We start from the raw sequence: 14,650 nt of genomic DNA on the forward strand, positions 1-14,650 counted from the left end.
GTGGTACCTCAACGTCGGTACAGATTCCGGCCGGCCGCGGCTTCCGCCACCCATCGGGTCCGGGTTACTGGCCGCCCTTTTGGACGAAGGCCCGGACGAATTCTTCGGCGTTCGATTCCAGCACGCCGTCGATTTCATCCAGGAGGTCGTCCACGCCTTCGGTCGACGCCGATGCCTGCGCCTCGGGCGGTGCCGGGGGTGCCTCGGGAATGTCGTCTTCGACCTGGCTGTCACGTGACTGCGGCTGCTGTTGCTCCTGGCCTGCCATCGGTTTCCCTCCTCGTTCTTCCGGCGGATCCGGCGGATCCTCCGATATCCCCATCCTGCCACGGGACGGGCATTCCGGCGCGGTTTACGCCGCAGGCGGAGTGCTGTTGTGTCCCAGCAGTTCTCCCAGGAACGGTCCGGCTTCCCGGTAGCGCTCAAACAACGCTCCGGTCAGCTCTTTGGTTCCCTTCAAGGGCTCCCGGGTGGGCACGCGTTGGAGCCGTCCGTAACCCGGCACGTCGAAGATCACCGAATCCCAGCTGGCGCCCACGACGTCCTTGCCGAAGCTGCTGATGCACTTGCCGCGGAAGAACGCCCGCGTGTCCTCCGGAGGCTCCGCCACTGCGGCGGCGATGGCGGCGTCGTCCACCACACGCTGCATCCGGCCCCTGGCGAGCATGCGGTAGTACAGGCCTTTTTCAGGCCTGATGTCGGACCACTGCAGATCCACCAAGCCGAGCCGGGCATCACTCCATTCCAGTCCGTCGCGTTGCCGGTAGCCGTCCAGCAGGGAGAGTTTCGCCAGCCACTCCACCGACCCCGCAGCCGCGGTGCGGTCGTTGTCCAGCTGCGTCAGGACGGTAGCCCACCGTTCCAGGACGTCGTGGGTGTGGCCGTCGCCATCCACGGCGTCACCGACGCCGGTGTCCTGCGCAAGTTTTGCGGCGGCCTCGTGGTACATCCACTGAAGGTCCAGCGCCGTCACCCGACGGCCGTCCAGGAGGCGCAGCTTGGCGGTCAGCGACGTGTCGTGGCTGACCGTCTTCAGTGCGGTAACAGGCTCGTAGACCTCGATTTTTGGTGCCAGCCCGGCTTCGATCAGGCTGAGGACCAGGGCGGTGGTACCGAATTTGAGGTAGCTGGACACCTGGCTGAGGTTGGCATCCCCAATGATCACGTGCAGGCGCCGATACTTGTCCGCGGTGGCGTGCGGCTCGTCCCGGGTGTTGATGATGGGCCTGCGGATGGTGGTTTCCAGCCCGACTTCCGCCTCAAAAAAGTCGGCCCGCTGGCTGACCTGGAAACCGGGGACGGAACTGTCCTGGCCCAGTCCCAAGCGTCCGGCTCCGCACACCACCTGACGGCTGACGAAGAAGGGTGTCAGTCCACGGACAATGTCGCCAAATGGTACGGATCGGGGCATGAGGTAGTTTTCATGCGACCCATAGGAAACGGACTTGTTGTCGGTGTTGTTCTTGTAGAGATTGACCGGAGGAAGGGCAGGGTCGGCTGCCAGGCGCCGGACAGCGGCCAGGACGACCAGGTCGCCCGCTGCGTCCCAGGCCACGGCATCGCGCGGGTTGGTGACCTCGGGGCTTGAGTACTCCGGGTGGGCATGGTCAACGTACAGCCGTGCCCCGTTGCCAAGGACCATGTTCATTAACAGGGACCCGGACTCGTCCTGGCCGTCGAGCTCAAGTTCCTCACGGCCGTAGGCCAACGCTACGGACTCGGCGTCAAGCACCGGCGGCTGGTCGGTCAGCTGGCTGGGATGCGCCGATCCGCGGTCCACCGTCCAGCCCCGGGCATCGTGCAGGGGTTCTTCATCCGTGTAGTCCCACCGGGTTTCCGCTCCCCCGGCGGCCCGCTGCCGGGTGACCTGGGCATAGGCCTGGACAACGCGGGCACTCATCATGGTGGCGTTGGCCGAGGGTGCCGAGGGAGCATGGATGCCGTATTCGGTTTCCGCTCCCATCACCCGCATGGCCCCGCCGGCAGGGAGGGCGTCCCCGACGGCGGGTCCTGATGCACCCGTCACAGATACTGTCCCGTGGTGGGCATGGTTTCGATCGACTTCCCGGGCTCCTGCCCGGCTTTGCCTTGGACGATGGTTCGGATGTAGGTGATCCGTTCGCCCTTCTTCCCGGAGATGCGCGCCCAGTCGTCAGGGTTGGTGGTGTTGGGCATGTCCTCGTGTTCGCGGAACTCATCCACCACGGCGCGCAGGAGATGTTCGATCCGCAGTCCCTTCTGGTGCGAGGTCAGCAAATCCTTGATGGCGTACTTCTTGGCCCGGTCCACCACGTTTTGGACCACGGCGCCCGAGTTGAAGTCCTTGAAGTAGAGCATTTCGGTATCACCGTTGGCGTAGGTGACCTCCAGGAACTCGTTGGACTTGTCCGTGGAGTACATGGCTTCGACGGTGCGCTGGACCATGGCGTCTACCGTCGCCTGGACGTCACCGTTGTGTTCGGCCAGGTCCGATTCGTGGAACGGCAGGTCGGGTGTGATGTATTTGTTGAAGATGTCTGCGGCGGCTTCCGCGTCCGGGCGCTGGATCTTGACCTTCACGTCCAGCCGGCCCGGCCGGAGGATCGCGGGGTCGATCATGTCTTCACGGTTGGACGCACCGATCACGATCACGTTGTCGAGGCGTTCCACGCCGTCGATCTCGCTGAGGAGCTGGGGCACGATGGTGGTCTCGACGTCGGACGAAATCCCGGTGCCGCGGGTACGGAACAGCGAGTCCATCTCGTCGAAGAAGACCACTACGGGGCTGCCGTCGGAAGCCTTTTCACGGGCGCGGGAAAAGATCAGCCGGATGTGCCGTTCCGTTTCGCCCACATATTTGTCAAGGAGTTCGGGCCCCTTGATGTTGAGGAAGTAGCTCTTGAGATCCACGTTCCCGGACCGCTCTGCCGCCCGGGCGGCGAGGGAATTGGCCACCGCCTTGGCGATCAGCGTTTTGCCACAGCCGGGGGGACCGTAGAGGAGGATGCCCTTGGGGGCCTTCAGCCCGTGCTCCCGGTAGAGGTCCGGATGCAGGAACGGCAGTTCGACTGCGTCGCGGATCTGTTCGATCTGGGGCCCGAGGCCGCCAATGTCCTCGTAGGTGATGTCCGGAACTTCCTCAAGGACCAGGTTCTCCACCTCGGAACGCGGAACCTTTTCCAGCGCATATCCGGTGCGTGAATCGATGGAAAGGGCATCGCCGACCCTGAGCTTTTCGGCCAGGAGGGCACCGGACAGGCGGACGACGCGTTCTTCGTCCGCACGGCCCACCACCAGGGCGCGGTCGCGTCCCAGCATCTCCTTCAACGTGGCGAGCTCGCCGGCCCGCTCATAGCCGAGCCCGGCGACGATCAGGAGCGCCTCGTTAAGCAGTACTTCCTGCCCGACCGCCAGCTGGTTGATGTTGACCAAGGGGCTGATGCCCACCCGCATCTTCCGGCCGGCATTAAAAATGTCCACTGATTCCTCGGTGGCGGCCTGTCCGCTGCTGCCCGGAGCGGGTTGCCGTTTGGGATTGATCTGCAGGATGGTGCCGAAGCTGTACGGCGGCTGTCCTTCCTGGTCCAGGGCGTTCTTAAGCCGCAGGATTTCCGCTTTCGCGGTCTCAAGCATGGTGACCAGCTTGGTGTTGTTCTGGGTTGCCGCTGCGAGCTGGCGGTCGATGTGCCTGAGCTTGTCCCGAAGTATGTTGACCTGGCGGTCAGCAACCGAGAGGTCGTTGGCGGCAGACTGCTCTGCCGGTGTACGTCCGGAGTCCTGGTTTGGAGTCTCCATGATGTATCAGCCCCTTCCTGCGCTTCTCTTAAGACATTAGTCCCAAGAAGGCGGGTAGGGATGGAGACTCCCGAAATATGGACTAGTTCGTAACCTCGGGGGTGTCCACGACGTTCGTGCCGGCAATGGCGTCGCGGGCGGCCCGGCGGAGTTTCTTGTCCGACACCGCCCGCTCCCCTACGGCACCGGGGGTCCAGGCATTGACGTCTTCTTCGTTGAATTCGGTCTTCGAAGGACGGCGCTTCACGGAGATTCCGGTGACCCCGTCGGCCAGCCGGCGGCTGACCAGGAGGAACCCGGTGTGGGCCACCATGCGGTGGTCGGGGCGTACCGCCAAACCTTCGAGGTGCCAGCCGCGGACCATTGACTCCCAGGCATCGGGTTCCGTGAAGCGCCCGTCGGCGCGGATGGCCTCAGCCGTCCGGGAGAGCTGCGTGACGGTGGCGACGTAGTTGATCCACACGCCGCCGGGGGCGAGGACCGTGGCCACGGCGTCGAGGCATTCCCAGGGTGCCAGCATGTCCAGGACCACCCTGTCGACGGAGCCGGGGGCCTCGGCCTTGACCACTTCCTCCTGGAAGTCGCCGAGCGAAATCTGCCACGCAGGGTGCGGGCCGCCGAAGATGGTTTCCACGTTGCCGCGGGCGATGTCGGCGAATTCCTCGCGGCGCTCGAAGGAGTGGAGGTAGCCGTTGTCGCCGACCGCACGCAGGAGCGAGATGGACAGGGCACCCGAGCCGACGCCGGCTTCCACCACGCGGGCGCCGGGGAAGATGTCCGCCATGGTGACGATTTGGCCCGCGTCCTTGGGGTAGACGACAGCGGCGCCGCGCGGCATGGAGAGGACGAAGTCGGAAAGCAGCGGGCGCAGTGTCTGGTACTGCTGGCCCACATTGTTTACCACGACCGAGCCATCCACCTTGCCGATGATCTCGTCGTGATTAAGGAAGCCGCGGTGGGTGTGGAAAGCGCCGCCACGCTCCAGGGTGATGGTGTTCATCCGGCCGCGTTCGTCGGTCAGCTGGACGCGTTCGCCCTCGCGGAAAGGGCCGCGGCGACGGGCGGCTCCCACCGGCTGCGAGCCGCTGGCGGCAACACTGGATGGTGCTGCACCCTTGGCGTCGTTGACGGCAGTTTCGCTGCTCATGATTTTTCCTCGCTCCTGTAAACCTGGTGGTGCCGCGCTCCCCTGGTCCCTCGGGGCGCCAGTTGGCGTTGGCGGCGGCAATGCATGACCGGCAGGTAACTCTACCGGTTCTGGCCCTGAGGGGAGCTATTGTTCCGCGGACTCTTGCCGGTGATGGTTGCGAGGACGGCTTCCTGCGTCAACAGTCCGGTGACCTGTCCATTGTGGTCCACCACCGCATAGTGGCGGCCCGCAACCTGGGACAGGAACTGGACCAGCTCCTGTCCCTTGGACCACTCGGGAACGTACGCGCCGCCCGCGAGCGGGAAGGAAACGGCATCAACCGGCGTCGAATCCGCCGCGGCAGCGGGGACTGACTGGAGTGCCTCCGGGTCCACCACGGCTTGCGGCCGTCCGTCCGGTCCGCAGACCACCACTGCCCTTGCCCCTCCCTCCGAGAGGCGCAGGGCGTCTCCGGCGGTTGCGGTCGCAGGCAGGCCGGCAGCGGGCATGGACAATGCCGCGGCACTGACCAGCGGGAGCCTGCCGCGCAGTGTCCCTTGTTGGATGGACGCCGACGCGCCCATCCACAGGAAGCCGCCAACAAGGATGGTGATCATCAGGAAACTGAAGTCCGGGCTGTCACCGGCAAGGAAGGGGCGTACCAGGAACCAGTAGGCGATGGCGAGGACGATGATCCGCCCGCCCCAGCCGGCGGCAACGGTGCCCTTGGCCTGGCTGCCGGTGGCTTTCCAGACGATGGACTCGACCATCCGGCCCCCGTCCAGCGGAAGGCCAGGAAGGATGTTGAAGACGCCGATGAGGAAGTTGGCCCACATGAAGATGTTCGTCAGGATTTCGGCGACGCTCCCCAGGCTGTTGGTGCCCAGCACCAGCCACGCGCCCCCGGCCAGGACGAAGTTGGCCGCCGGTCCGGCAAGGGCCACCACTACCGAGCGCCCCGGGGAAGCTGTGAAGCTCTCGAACTGGGTGTGGCCGCCCCAGAGGTTCAGGACGATTTTCTGGGTGGGCCAGCCGTAGATTTTCGCGGTGAGGGCGTGGGCCAGTTCATGCACGAGCACAGAGATCAACAGCAGGACGGCGTAGGCGAAAGCGACGACGTAGGCACTGGCGCCCAGCACGGGGTTGTTCCGTGCCAGTACCGGTCCGTACACGATCACCGTGAAGGCCGCAATGACGAACCATGAGTAGGCCAGGACCACGGGGACGCCGGCGATCCGTCCCAGCGGGATCCCTTCGCGGCGCCCGGGGGCCTCCTGGCCGGTGCCAGGCTTCGTGCTGTGCTCAGCCACGGGGATCACCCGAAGCGGGTGCCGCGAGGCCTTTTGGACCCGCACCCACCAGCAGGGCTTCCAGCTCTCCCAGTGACCGGCCGGCCAGGGAGTCCCAGAGCTCGTAGCTCTCATGGTCGGGCAGGGGAACGATGTGCGGCACTGCCACCGTTGCGACCCCGGAGGCAACCGCTGCAGCCACGCCCGGCACGGAATCTTCCAGCGCGACGCAATGGTGGATGCCGAGCTCGGGGTCGGCTTCCTGCAACAACTCCACTGCCGTCAGGTAGGCCTCCGGATGCGGCTTGCCCTGGGTAACGGTGTCACCGGTGACCAGCACGTCGAAGTAAGGCCTGGGAAGGTTGGCCACCACCTCCCGGGCCAGTGGACCTTCGGACATGGTGACCAAGGCGCACCGGACCCCGGCTTGGTGGAGTTCTTCCAACAGCTCACGGGCACCGGGCCGCCACGGCACCTGCTGCTGGACGCTGCTGATGACCTGGGCCGTCAGGGCGTCGATGATGTCGCGGATTTCCAGCTCCACACCCGCCTGCTGCAACAGTCCGGCAGAAAAAGTCAGTGACTGTCCAACCAGCTGCATGGCCTGCTGGTGGCTCCAGGTTCCTCCGTGCGCCTCAACCAGTGCCCGCTCGGCGGCGATCCAGTACGGCTCGGTATCCACGATGGTCCCGTCCATATCCCAGAGGACGGCCTTGAGCGGTGAACTGGCGGCAGGTATTGACATATAGCCAGTCTACGGGGCGTGGCTGGGCGGAGGCTGTGGGCTACGCCCTTGGCGAATATGACGCGGCAGGGGTGCCACAAGGACGGGTTTACGGGGATTTGCGGCGCTTCAATCCATGCACGACCAAGCACCTTGGACGTAGGGTGAAGAAATGAATAGCTTCGAGGGAGCCACGGCGGAAGAGGGTGCCGGACCCGAGCGGGAACGGTTCCTCCAGCCGGTGGCAGACGGACAGCGCGTAACGGTGATGCTTGCCGCCTTTGAAGGGTGGAACGACGCCGGAGAAGCGGCCAGCGATTCGTTGCGCTACCTGAACAAATTGTGGGGCGGCAAGAAAGTCGCCTCCATCGATGCTGACGAGTACTACGACTTTCAGTTCACGCGCCCCACCGTCCGCAGGAACGCGGCAGGCGAACGGAAGATCAAGTGGCCTTCCACCCGGATCTACAAAGCCAGCGCGCCAAATTCCAATGTGGATGTCATCTTTGTGCAGGGCACCGAGCCATCCTATAAATGGCGCGCCTACACCGCTGAGCTCCTGGTTCATGCGGAAGCGCTGCACGTGGATTACGTGGTCCTCGTCGGAGCGCTCCTGGCGGATGTCCCGCACAGCCGCCCGATTCCGGTGAGCACGTCCTCCGACGACGCCCCGCTCCGGGAGCGGATGGACTTGGAAGCGTCCCAATACGAAGGGCCAGTGGGCATTGTCGGCGTGCTGTCCGAGGTGTCCCTGCTGGCAGGCATTCCCACCGTGTCCTTGTGGGCTGCCGTACCGCACTACGTGGCCCAGGCACCCTCGCCCAAGGCCCAGCTCGCCCTCCTGCACCGCATCGAGGAACTCCTCCAGGTGCCCCTGGATACCCATGAGCTGGCCGAGGAGGCCGAGGCGTGGGAGCGCGGGGTGGATGAGTTGGCCACGGAGGACCCGGAGATCGCCGCCTACGTGCGCCAGTTGGAGGAAGCCAAGGACACCGCCGATCTGCCCGAAGCGAGCGGCGAGTCCATTGCCCGGGAATTCGAGCGGTATTTGAAGCGGCGGGGCCAGGACAGGGGCTGAAACCCGCCGGACGCGGAAAGGGCCTGGCCCGGAGGACTCCGGGCCAGGCCCTTTTTGTGCCGCCCGAAGCGGAGTTCGTTACAGCTGGATGCCCAGGAGGGCGTCCACCGCGTCCTTGACCAGGGCGGCGTCGGCGGCGCTGGCAGCAGCGCCGGCATCATTGGCTTTGCGTGCCCACCGGGATACGGCGGCAACCGCTGCGGGCGCGTTGAGGTCCGCTGCCAGCGCTTCGCGCATCTCGGCCAGGAGCGCCGTCCCCGAACCTGCGGGGGCATGCTGCAGGGCCGTCCGCCATGCCGCGAGGTCTGCCTTGGCCGCGGAGAACCCTTCATCCGTCCACGACCAGTCGGAACGGTAATGGTGGGACAGGATCGCCAGCCGGATGGCAGCCGGGTCCTCGCCGGCGGCACGGAGCTTCGAAACCAGCACCAGGTTGCCTTTGGACTTGCTCATCTTCTCGCCGTCCAACCCCACCATGCCGGCGTGTGCGTAGTGCTTCGCCAGGGGGACTCCAGCCAGTGAGTAGGCGTGGCCGGCGCCCATTTCGTGGTGCGGGAAGATCAGGTCGGAGCCGCCGCCCTGCACGGTGAATGGTGACGGGAGGTACTTCTGCGCGATGACGGTGCATTCGATGTGCCAGCCGGGCCGGCCTGGGCCCAGGCTTCCACCGGGCCAGCTTGGTTCGCCGTCCCGCGCCACCCGCCACAGCAACGGATCCAGGGCCTGCCGCTTTCCGGCGCGCCCCGGGTCGCCGCCACGTTCGGCGAAAAGCTCCAGCATGGCGCTTTCGCCCAGGTGGGAAATGGCGCCAAGTGCCCACGCGTCAGGTGCGGTTGACTGCTTGCCGGCTGCTTCGACGTCGTAATAGACGTCTCCGTCGGGTTCGCCGTTGCTGCCGCCCACTGTGTAGGCCAGGCCCATGCTCACCAGCCGTTCCACTTCGGGCACGATGAGCCCGATGGACTCAACAGCGCCCACGTAGTGGTCCGGCGCCAGGACGTTGAGGGCTTCCATGTCGGTCTGGAAGAGCTCCACCTGTTGTGCGGCCAAATCGCGCCAGTCAACCCCGGTGGCGGTGGCGCGCTCGAGCAGGGGGTCGTCCACGTCGGTGACGTTCTGGACATAGGACACCTCGCTGCCGGCGTCGCGCCACGAACGGTTCAGCAGGTCGAAGGCGACGTAGCTGGCGGCGTGACCCATGTGGGTTGCGTCGTAGGGGGTGATGCCGCAGACGTACATGGAGGGCCTGGCCTCCGGTTCGAGGGCCACTTCGCGGCCTGCCGCAGTGTCGAACAGCCGGATGGCGGGCATGTTTCCGGGCAGTGCGGGAACGGGGCGGGAAGTCCAGGATTTCACAGGTAAAGCCTAGTCCTAGGCGCTGATGACGTTGAAACCGAGGAGGAGGTAGAGGGCGAGGCCAAGGAAGATCCGGTACCAGACAAACAGCCTGTAGCTGCGGGTGGAGACGAACTTCAGGAACCAGCCGATGATCACGTACCCCACCACCAGTGCGATCACGGTGGCCAGGGCGGTCTCCGGCAGACCGAACGGCCCCGTAATGCCTTCCTTGGTGACCACTTTGTAGAGCTGGTAGAGCCCGCTGCCGAAAACGGCGGGGATGGCGAGCAGGAAGGAATACCGGGCGGCGGCCTCACGGGTATAGCCCATCAGGAGTCCGGCGGTAATGGTGCCGCCGGAGCGTGACACACCCGGGATCAGGGCCATGGCCTGGGCCAGGCCGTAAAAGATGCCGTGCTTGTAGGTCAGGTGGGCCAGGTCCCGCTTCTGGGCGCCGATGGCGTCCGCCACGGCGAGGACGAGGCCAAAGACAATCAGCATGGTGGCAACGATCCACATGCTGCGCAGGACCGATTCAATCTGGTCCTGGAAGAGCAGCCCCAGCACGATGATCGGCAGGCTGCCCAGAATCACCAGCCAGCCCATGCGGGCATCGGGATCCTGCCGCGGCACTTTGCCGGCCAGTGAGCCCGCCCAGGCTTTGACGATGCGGACAATGTCACGCCAGAAGTAGATCAGCACAGCTGTTTCCGTGCCCAGCTGGGTGATGGCCGTAAAAGCTGCACCCGGATCCTGCGCGTTGGGAAGGAATTCCCCCACAATCCGCAGGTGTGCGCTCGATGAAATCGGTAGAAATTCGGTCAGTCCCTGCACTAGGCCCAGCAGGGCCGCTTCAAACCAGTTCACGCTAAGACCCTACGGCATGGCGGTGGCGCTTCTGCCCGTAAGCTTGCTGCTATGCAGCAGCGTTACGTCGGCAACAGTGGATTGCGAGTTTCAGCCCTCTCCCTGGGCACCCGTTCCTGGGGCCGGGAGACCGACGAGCAGGACGCCTCCGAGATGCTGCGGACGTTCCTTGGTGCGGGCGGCCGGCATGTGGACACGTCCGCGTCCTACGCTGGCGGGGGCTCCGAAGCGATCCTGGGCGCGCTGCTGGGCGACGTGGTATCCCGCACGGAAATTTCCATCTCCACCAAAGCGGGAATGACGACGCCGGATGGCCGGCGCGCCGTGGATACCTCACGGAATGCGATGCTCACCGGGCTGGACGCCAGCCTGGCCAGGCTGGGCACGGATTACGTGGACCTCTGGTTCGCCGAAGAGTGGGACGGAAACGTTCCCCTCGAGGAGACGCTGGCAGCACTGGAGTTCGCTGTCCGGTCGGGCCGGGCCCGGTACGCCGGAATCTCCAATTTCAAAGGCTGGCAGGCGGCTAAGGCTGCGGCGATCAGCAGCGTACCGCTCGTGGCCGCCCAGGCCGAGTATTCGTTCCTTAACAGGTCGGCGGAATCGGAACTCATGCCGGCCCTCGAAGACGCCGGGCTGGGCCTGATGGCCTGGGGTCCCCTGGGCCGGGGTGTCCTCACGGGCAAATACCGGGGCAGCATTCCGGCCGGTTCGCGCGGCGCCTCCGCGGGCGAGGCCGATTACGTGGAGCCCTACCTGGAAGAGAAGCCGTCCCGCATCGTGGACGCCGTGTGCATGGCAGCCAACGGGCTGGGACGTTCACCGCATGATGTCTCATTGTCCTGGCTGCTGTCCCAGCACGGCGTCGCCACAGTTGTTGTCGGGGCCCGCACGAACGTGCAGTTGAAAGAGATCCTCGACGCCCAGCTCTCCCCGCTGCCGCCCCAAATTGCCAGGGCGCTGGAAGACGTGTCCGCCTAGCGACCCACCACCGGGATCCCGCGGGCTCCAGAGTCTTTCCCCGCTGCGCTATTCCTCCACAATCTCCAGGTCTTCGTCGTCGTCCACGTCGGCTTCATCATCGTCGTCTTCATCGTCGAACACCTGCAACGGGGTAACTTCGTTGTAGGCCTCATAGAGGGCGTCTTCATAAACTTCGAACGCATCTGCAACTGCAAAAAAGGCTGCCTCCACGGAGGGGTCACCGTCCCCGCGCCGGTTCGATGCTGCTATAAGGTGTTCTTCCAAAGCGGTGGTCAGGGACGAAAGCGCGACACGCGGATCGATGCTCATGACTTCACGTTAGCCGGAAAAGAACGAAAATGGAGAGCAAATGAAGGAGCAATTTCTCACCAGCTCAGTCCAGCGGGAGCGGGACTATTTACGGCAGTACGAATACCTCGTACTGACGCTCAGCCCTGAGGATTCCCTGCCGGAGGCGCGGCGCCGCCTGGTGGAACACTCCGAGTACGGCAAGTGGGAATTGGAACGCAGCAAGCTTTACATGGGCGGCGGCCGGCGGTTTTGGCTGCGCCGCCGGGTCATGCAGGTCCAACGCACCGTATAGGGCGGGCTTTGGGGAACCAGCGGCCCTTGGGGGAACGAACAGGAGCAGGTGCCCCGCGCCGGGGTTACTCCTCCAGGGGACCGAGCCAGGCGTTGGCGACGGTGTTGTGGGCTGACTCATCGTCGGAAGGGTGGAACATGCCGGCCAGCACGTCCCTGTACAGCCGCTCCAGTTCGGAGCCCCTGAAGTAGCTGGATCCGCCGCTGACCCGGATGGCCAGGTCCACTACCCGCCTGGCGGTTTCGGTCGCATTCACCTTCAGCCCCACCAGCTTGGGGAACCACTGGGACCCGTGATCAGCCAGCGCGTCGACGTCCGCCGCCACGGCGTCCAGCTGGGGGTAGAGCGCATCCATGGCCATGGCCGCTTCGGCGACTTTCCAGCGGATGTCGGGGTCCTGGGCGTAGCTGCGTCCGCCGTTCTTGAACGATGTGCGCCGCTTTGCCGTCTCCACGCCCACTGTCAGGGCACGCTCCCCCAGCCCCGTATAGACGGCGGCAAGGAGCGTCTCGAAGCAGGCGAAGATGGCGAAGATGAGGGGGTCGGCGTTGGGCCCCACCGGCAGCTTCCGAAAGATCCGGTCCGCCGGTACTGCCGCGCCTTCCAGCACCGTGGTGGCGGACTGGCTGGCCCGCATGCCCAGCGTGTCCCAATCGTCAAGGATCCGGTAGCCCGGCGATCCGCGGCGGATGAATCCATGGACAAGCTCTCCCGCTCCATCCCTGGCCGCAGGGTCCTTGCCGAAGATCCCGAGGCGGGTCCAGGCAGGCGACAAGCTCGTGAAGATTTTCGTTCCGGTAAACGTGTACCCGCCGTCCGGGGCCGGCGCCGCGATGGTCCGTGAGTCAAAGAGGACGGAGTCGTTGCCCGCCTCGGAGTTGCCGAACGCAAACACTTCGCCCTGCGCGGCTTCTTCCAGGACAAAGGACAAGGAGTCGTCGCCCCGGGCGGCCAGGACATGTGCGACGCCGGTCCAGACCAGGTGCATATTGACTGCCAGTGCGGTGGCGGGGGCAGCCGTTGCCAGCCTGCGCTGGCACTGCGCCGCCGCCCGGAGCCCAAGGCCCGGACCGCCGTCGGACGCCGGCACGAAGAGCTTCAGGTATCCCGCAGCCGCCAACTCCTCCAAATCCTCGTGGAAGAAGGCGTTGTCCCGGTCGTAACCGGCCGCGCGTTGCCGGATCCGCTCCAGGAGAGCGTCCGGCAGCAGCTGTTCCGGAGTCACAGCCGTCCCCTAGTAGTTGGTCAGCAGGGTGTTCAGCACCCGTGCGCCGAATTTGAGGGAATCGGCCGGGACCCGCTCGTCCACCCCATGGAACATACCGGTGAAGTCGAGCTCGTCCGGAAGCATCAACGGTGCGAAGCCGTAGCCGGTGATCCCCAGCCGGCTGAGCGACTTGTTGTCCGTGCCACCGGAGAGGGTGTAGGGCAGCACTTTGGCGCCCGGGTCCTCCTTGTGGAGGGCATCGATCATGGAGTCCACCAAATTCCCGGCGAAGGGAACCTCCAATGAGACGTCGTTGTGGACATAGCTCACATCCACGCCGGTGCCGGCGAGCTCGCGGACGATTTCCAGGACCTGCTGTTCCTGGCCGGGCAGCGTGCGGCAGTCGACAAGGGCTTCGGCCGACTCCGGAATGACGTTGTGCTTGTAACCGCCCTTGAGGAGGGTGGGGTTGGTGGTGTTCTGCAGGGTGGCGCCGACGAAGCGGGCCACGGTGCCAAGCTGGTCCAGCAAGAGGTCCGGGTTGTCGGCGTCGAACTCCACTCCGGTGAGTTCAGTCACTCCGTCAAGGAACTGGCGGGTCGTGGGGGTGAGCTCGATGGGCCATTTGTACTCGCCGATGCGGGTGACAGCCGCGGCCAGTCGGGTGATGGCGTTGTCCGTGTTGATCTGCGAGCCGTGGCCGGCCCTGCCATGGGCCACCAGCCGAAGCCAGGAGATCCCCTTCTCGGCGGTTTGCAGCAGGTAGGTGCGCTGGCCGCCGATGGTGGCGGAGAAACCGCCCACCTCCGAGATTGCCTCGGTGGCGCCCTCGAAGAGTTCGGGACGGTTGTCCACGGCGTACCGGGCGCCGTAGACGCCGCCGGCCTCCTCATCGGCGAAAAACGCAAAGATGATGTCGCGCTTGGGCTTCCTGCCGTCCCGGGCGAAGCTGCGCATGACGGACAGGATCATGGCATCCATGTCCTTCATGTCGACGGCGCCGCGTCCCCAGATAAGCCCGTCCTTCAGTTCCGCGCCGAACGGGTCCACTGACCACTGGTCACGCAGGGCGGGCACGACGTCCAGGTGGCCGTGGACCACCAGGGCACTTGCCGAAGGGTCCTCCCCCGCCAAGCGGCTCACAACACTGGCGCGGCCCGGGGCGGATTCGAAGATCTCCGCGTCCAATCCCACTTCCTCGATCAGCCCTGCGGTGTATTCAGCAGCTGCCCGCTCGCCCGGACCCGATCCGTCACCGTAGTTGGACGTGTCGATCCGGATGAGTTCCTGGCAAATCCGGACAACTTCATCCTCGGGCAGGACGTCAGGCATTGGTATCTCCTTTGTAGGGAATGACTGGGTGGCACGAGCTGAATCGCTGTCCTCAGCCTACCCATTCGGCCCGATTCGTTCTTCCCGAAAAGTCATGTTAGAGTTTTTCTCGCTGCTTCGGAGAGGCGCGAAACGCTGAAAGGCGGGACGGCTTCCCGAAATACCACCTGCGCGGGTGGCGGAATGGCAGACGCGCTAGCTTGAGGTGCTAGTCCTCGAAAGGGGGTGGGGGTTCAAGTCCCCCTCCGCGCACATTGGGAAACCCCGGAAAATCAATGATTTTCCGGGGTTTTTCTGTATCCGGGCAACCCCAGGCGATTCCCGGGGTTCCTTACCGGCGTCGCA

The 14,650-nt window shown here is 65.1% G+C and carries 14 protein-coding genes and 1 tRNA gene; 4 read left to right on the top strand and 11 right to left on the bottom strand.

Features of this window, described 5'->3' with window-relative positions:
• Window positions 1-64: 64 nt before the first annotated feature.
• The 6 genes from QRM96_RS01505 to QRM96_RS01530 form a co-directional block, all read right to left on the bottom strand.
• Entirely contained in the window at window positions 65-268 is a 204-nt protein-coding gene (locus QRM96_RS01505) for a ubiquitin-like protein Pup (protein ID WP_018761343.1), read from the bottom strand.
• Window positions 269-352: 84 nt separating this feature from the next.
• On the bottom strand, window positions 353-1,972 hold the full coding sequence (dop, locus tag QRM96_RS01510) for a depupylase/deamidase Dop (RefSeq protein WP_285318362.1): 1,620 nt from the start codon (window positions 1,970-1,972) through the stop codon (window positions 353-355).
• A 50-nt stretch (window positions 1,973-2,022) separates the two neighbouring features.
• On the bottom strand, window positions 2,023-3,774 hold the full coding sequence (gene arc, locus QRM96_RS01515) for a proteasome ATPase (protein ID WP_018761341.1): 1,752 nt from the start codon (window positions 3,772-3,774) through the stop codon (window positions 2,023-2,025).
• A gap of 82 nt (window positions 3,775-3,856) precedes the next feature.
• Complete coding sequence (locus tag QRM96_RS01520) at window positions 3,857-4,921, bottom strand: tRNA (adenine-N1)-methyltransferase (protein WP_285318080.1); 1,065 nt, start codon at window positions 4,919-4,921, stop codon at window positions 3,857-3,859.
• 101 nt (window positions 4,922-5,022) lie between these two features.
• Window positions 5,023-6,213, bottom strand: a complete 1,191-nt coding sequence (locus QRM96_RS01525; RefSeq protein WP_109044700.1) for a site-2 protease family protein — start codon at window positions 6,211-6,213, stop codon at window positions 5,023-5,025.
• A complete protein-coding gene (locus tag QRM96_RS01530; RefSeq protein WP_240617699.1) occupies window positions 6,206-6,889 on the bottom strand; it encodes an HAD family hydrolase in 684 nt (227 codons plus the stop codon). The genes QRM96_RS01525 and QRM96_RS01530 overlap by 8 nt, the downstream gene beginning before the upstream one ends.
• 199 nt (window positions 6,890-7,088) lie before the next feature.
• Between QRM96_RS01530 and QRM96_RS01535 the strand changes: the two genes are divergently transcribed.
• A complete protein-coding gene (locus QRM96_RS01535; protein ID WP_018761337.1) occupies window positions 7,089-7,994 on the top strand; it encodes a PAC2 family protein in 906 nt (301 codons plus the stop codon).
• 78 nt (window positions 7,995-8,072) lie between these two features.
• Here QRM96_RS01535 and mshC read toward each other — a convergent pair whose 3' ends face one another.
• Both mshC and QRM96_RS01545 read right to left on the bottom strand, forming a co-directional pair.
• On the bottom strand, window positions 8,073-9,350 hold the full coding sequence (gene mshC / locus QRM96_RS01540) for a cysteine--1-D-myo-inosityl 2-amino-2-deoxy-alpha-D-glucopyranoside ligase (protein ID WP_018761336.1): 1,278 nt from the start codon (window positions 9,348-9,350) through the stop codon (window positions 8,073-8,075).
• A 15-nt stretch (window positions 9,351-9,365) separates the two neighbouring features.
• On the bottom strand, window positions 9,366-10,199 hold the full coding sequence (locus QRM96_RS01545) for an undecaprenyl-diphosphate phosphatase (protein ID WP_285318083.1): 834 nt from the start codon (window positions 10,197-10,199) through the stop codon (window positions 9,366-9,368).
• A gap of 51 nt (window positions 10,200-10,250) precedes the next feature.
• Between QRM96_RS01545 and QRM96_RS01550 the strand changes: the two genes are divergently transcribed.
• Window positions 10,251-11,180 carry an aldo/keto reductase gene (locus QRM96_RS01550; protein ID WP_109044596.1) on the top strand — a complete coding sequence of 310 codons (930 nt, stop codon included), beginning with the start codon at window positions 10,251-10,253 and terminating at the stop codon, window positions 11,178-11,180.
• A gap of 48 nt (window positions 11,181-11,228) precedes the next feature.
• Here QRM96_RS01550 and QRM96_RS01555 read toward each other — a convergent pair whose 3' ends face one another.
• Window positions 11,229-11,492, bottom strand: a complete 264-nt coding sequence (locus QRM96_RS01555) for a hypothetical protein (RefSeq protein WP_018761333.1) — start codon at window positions 11,490-11,492, stop codon at window positions 11,229-11,231.
• Window positions 11,493-11,532: 40 nt separating this feature from the next.
• Between QRM96_RS01555 and QRM96_RS01560 the strand changes: the two genes are divergently transcribed.
• Complete coding sequence (locus QRM96_RS01560) at window positions 11,533-11,766, top strand: DUF5703 family protein (protein WP_018761332.1); 234 nt, start codon at window positions 11,533-11,535, stop codon at window positions 11,764-11,766.
• Window positions 11,767-11,830: 64 nt separating this feature from the next.
• On the opposite strand, the gene QRM96_RS01565 is transcribed toward QRM96_RS01560, so the two are convergent.
• Together QRM96_RS01565 and QRM96_RS01570 are read right to left on the bottom strand one after the other, a co-directional pair.
• A complete protein-coding gene (locus QRM96_RS01565; RefSeq protein WP_109044597.1) occupies window positions 11,831-12,991 on the bottom strand; it encodes an acyl-CoA dehydrogenase family protein in 1,161 nt (386 codons plus the stop codon).
• Between the two features lie 9 nt (window positions 12,992-13,000).
• Entirely contained in the window at window positions 13,001-14,305 is a 1,305-nt protein-coding gene (locus QRM96_RS01570; protein ID WP_018761330.1) for a M20/M25/M40 family metallo-hydrolase, read from the bottom strand.
• 169 nt (window positions 14,306-14,474) lie between these two features.
• On the opposite strand from QRM96_RS01570, the gene QRM96_RS01575 reads away from it, so the two are divergent.
• Window positions 14,475-14,557: transfer RNA gene (locus QRM96_RS01575), tRNA-Leu, on the top strand.
• The last annotated feature ends 93 nt before the right edge of the window (window positions 14,558-14,650 follow it).

Origin of the sequence: Pseudarthrobacter sp. lyk4-40-TYG-27 (assembly GCF_030209295.1) — a bacterium.
Taxonomy (GTDB): Bacteria; Actinomycetota; Actinomycetes; order Actinomycetales; family Micrococcaceae; genus Arthrobacter.

Coding starts and splice junctions, on each gene's coding strand:
- QRM96_RS01505 (WP_018761343.1), bottom strand. CDS start 268: ATGGCAGGCCAGGAGCAACAGCAGCCGCAGTCACGTGACAGCCAGGTC.
- dop (WP_285318362.1), bottom strand. CDS start 1,972: ATGCGGGTGATGGGAGCGGAAACCGAATACGGCATCCATGCTCCCTCG.
- arc (WP_018761341.1), bottom strand. CDS start 3,774: ATGGAGACTCCAAACCAGGACTCCGGACGTACACCGGCAGAGCAGTCT.
- QRM96_RS01520 (WP_285318080.1), bottom strand. CDS start 4,921: ATGAGCAGCGAAACTGCCGTCAACGACGCCAAGGGTGCAGCACCATCC.
- QRM96_RS01530 (WP_240617699.1), bottom strand. CDS start 6,889: ATGGACGGGACCATCGTGGATACCGAGCCGTACTGGATCGCCGCCGAG.
- QRM96_RS01535 (WP_018761337.1), top strand. CDS start 7,089: ATGAATAGCTTCGAGGGAGCCACGGCGGAAGAGGGTGCCGGACCCGAG.
- QRM96_RS01550 (WP_109044596.1), top strand. CDS start 10,251: ATGCAGCAGCGTTACGTCGGCAACAGTGGATTGCGAGTTTCAGCCCTC.
- QRM96_RS01555 (WP_018761333.1), bottom strand. CDS start 11,492: ATGAGCATCGATCCGCGTGTCGCGCTTTCGTCCCTGACCACCGCTTTG.
- QRM96_RS01560 (WP_018761332.1), top strand. CDS start 11,533: ATGAAGGAGCAATTTCTCACCAGCTCAGTCCAGCGGGAGCGGGACTAT.
- QRM96_RS01570 (WP_018761330.1), bottom strand. CDS start 14,305: ATGCCTGACGTCCTGCCCGAGGATGAAGTTGTCCGGATTTGCCAGGAA.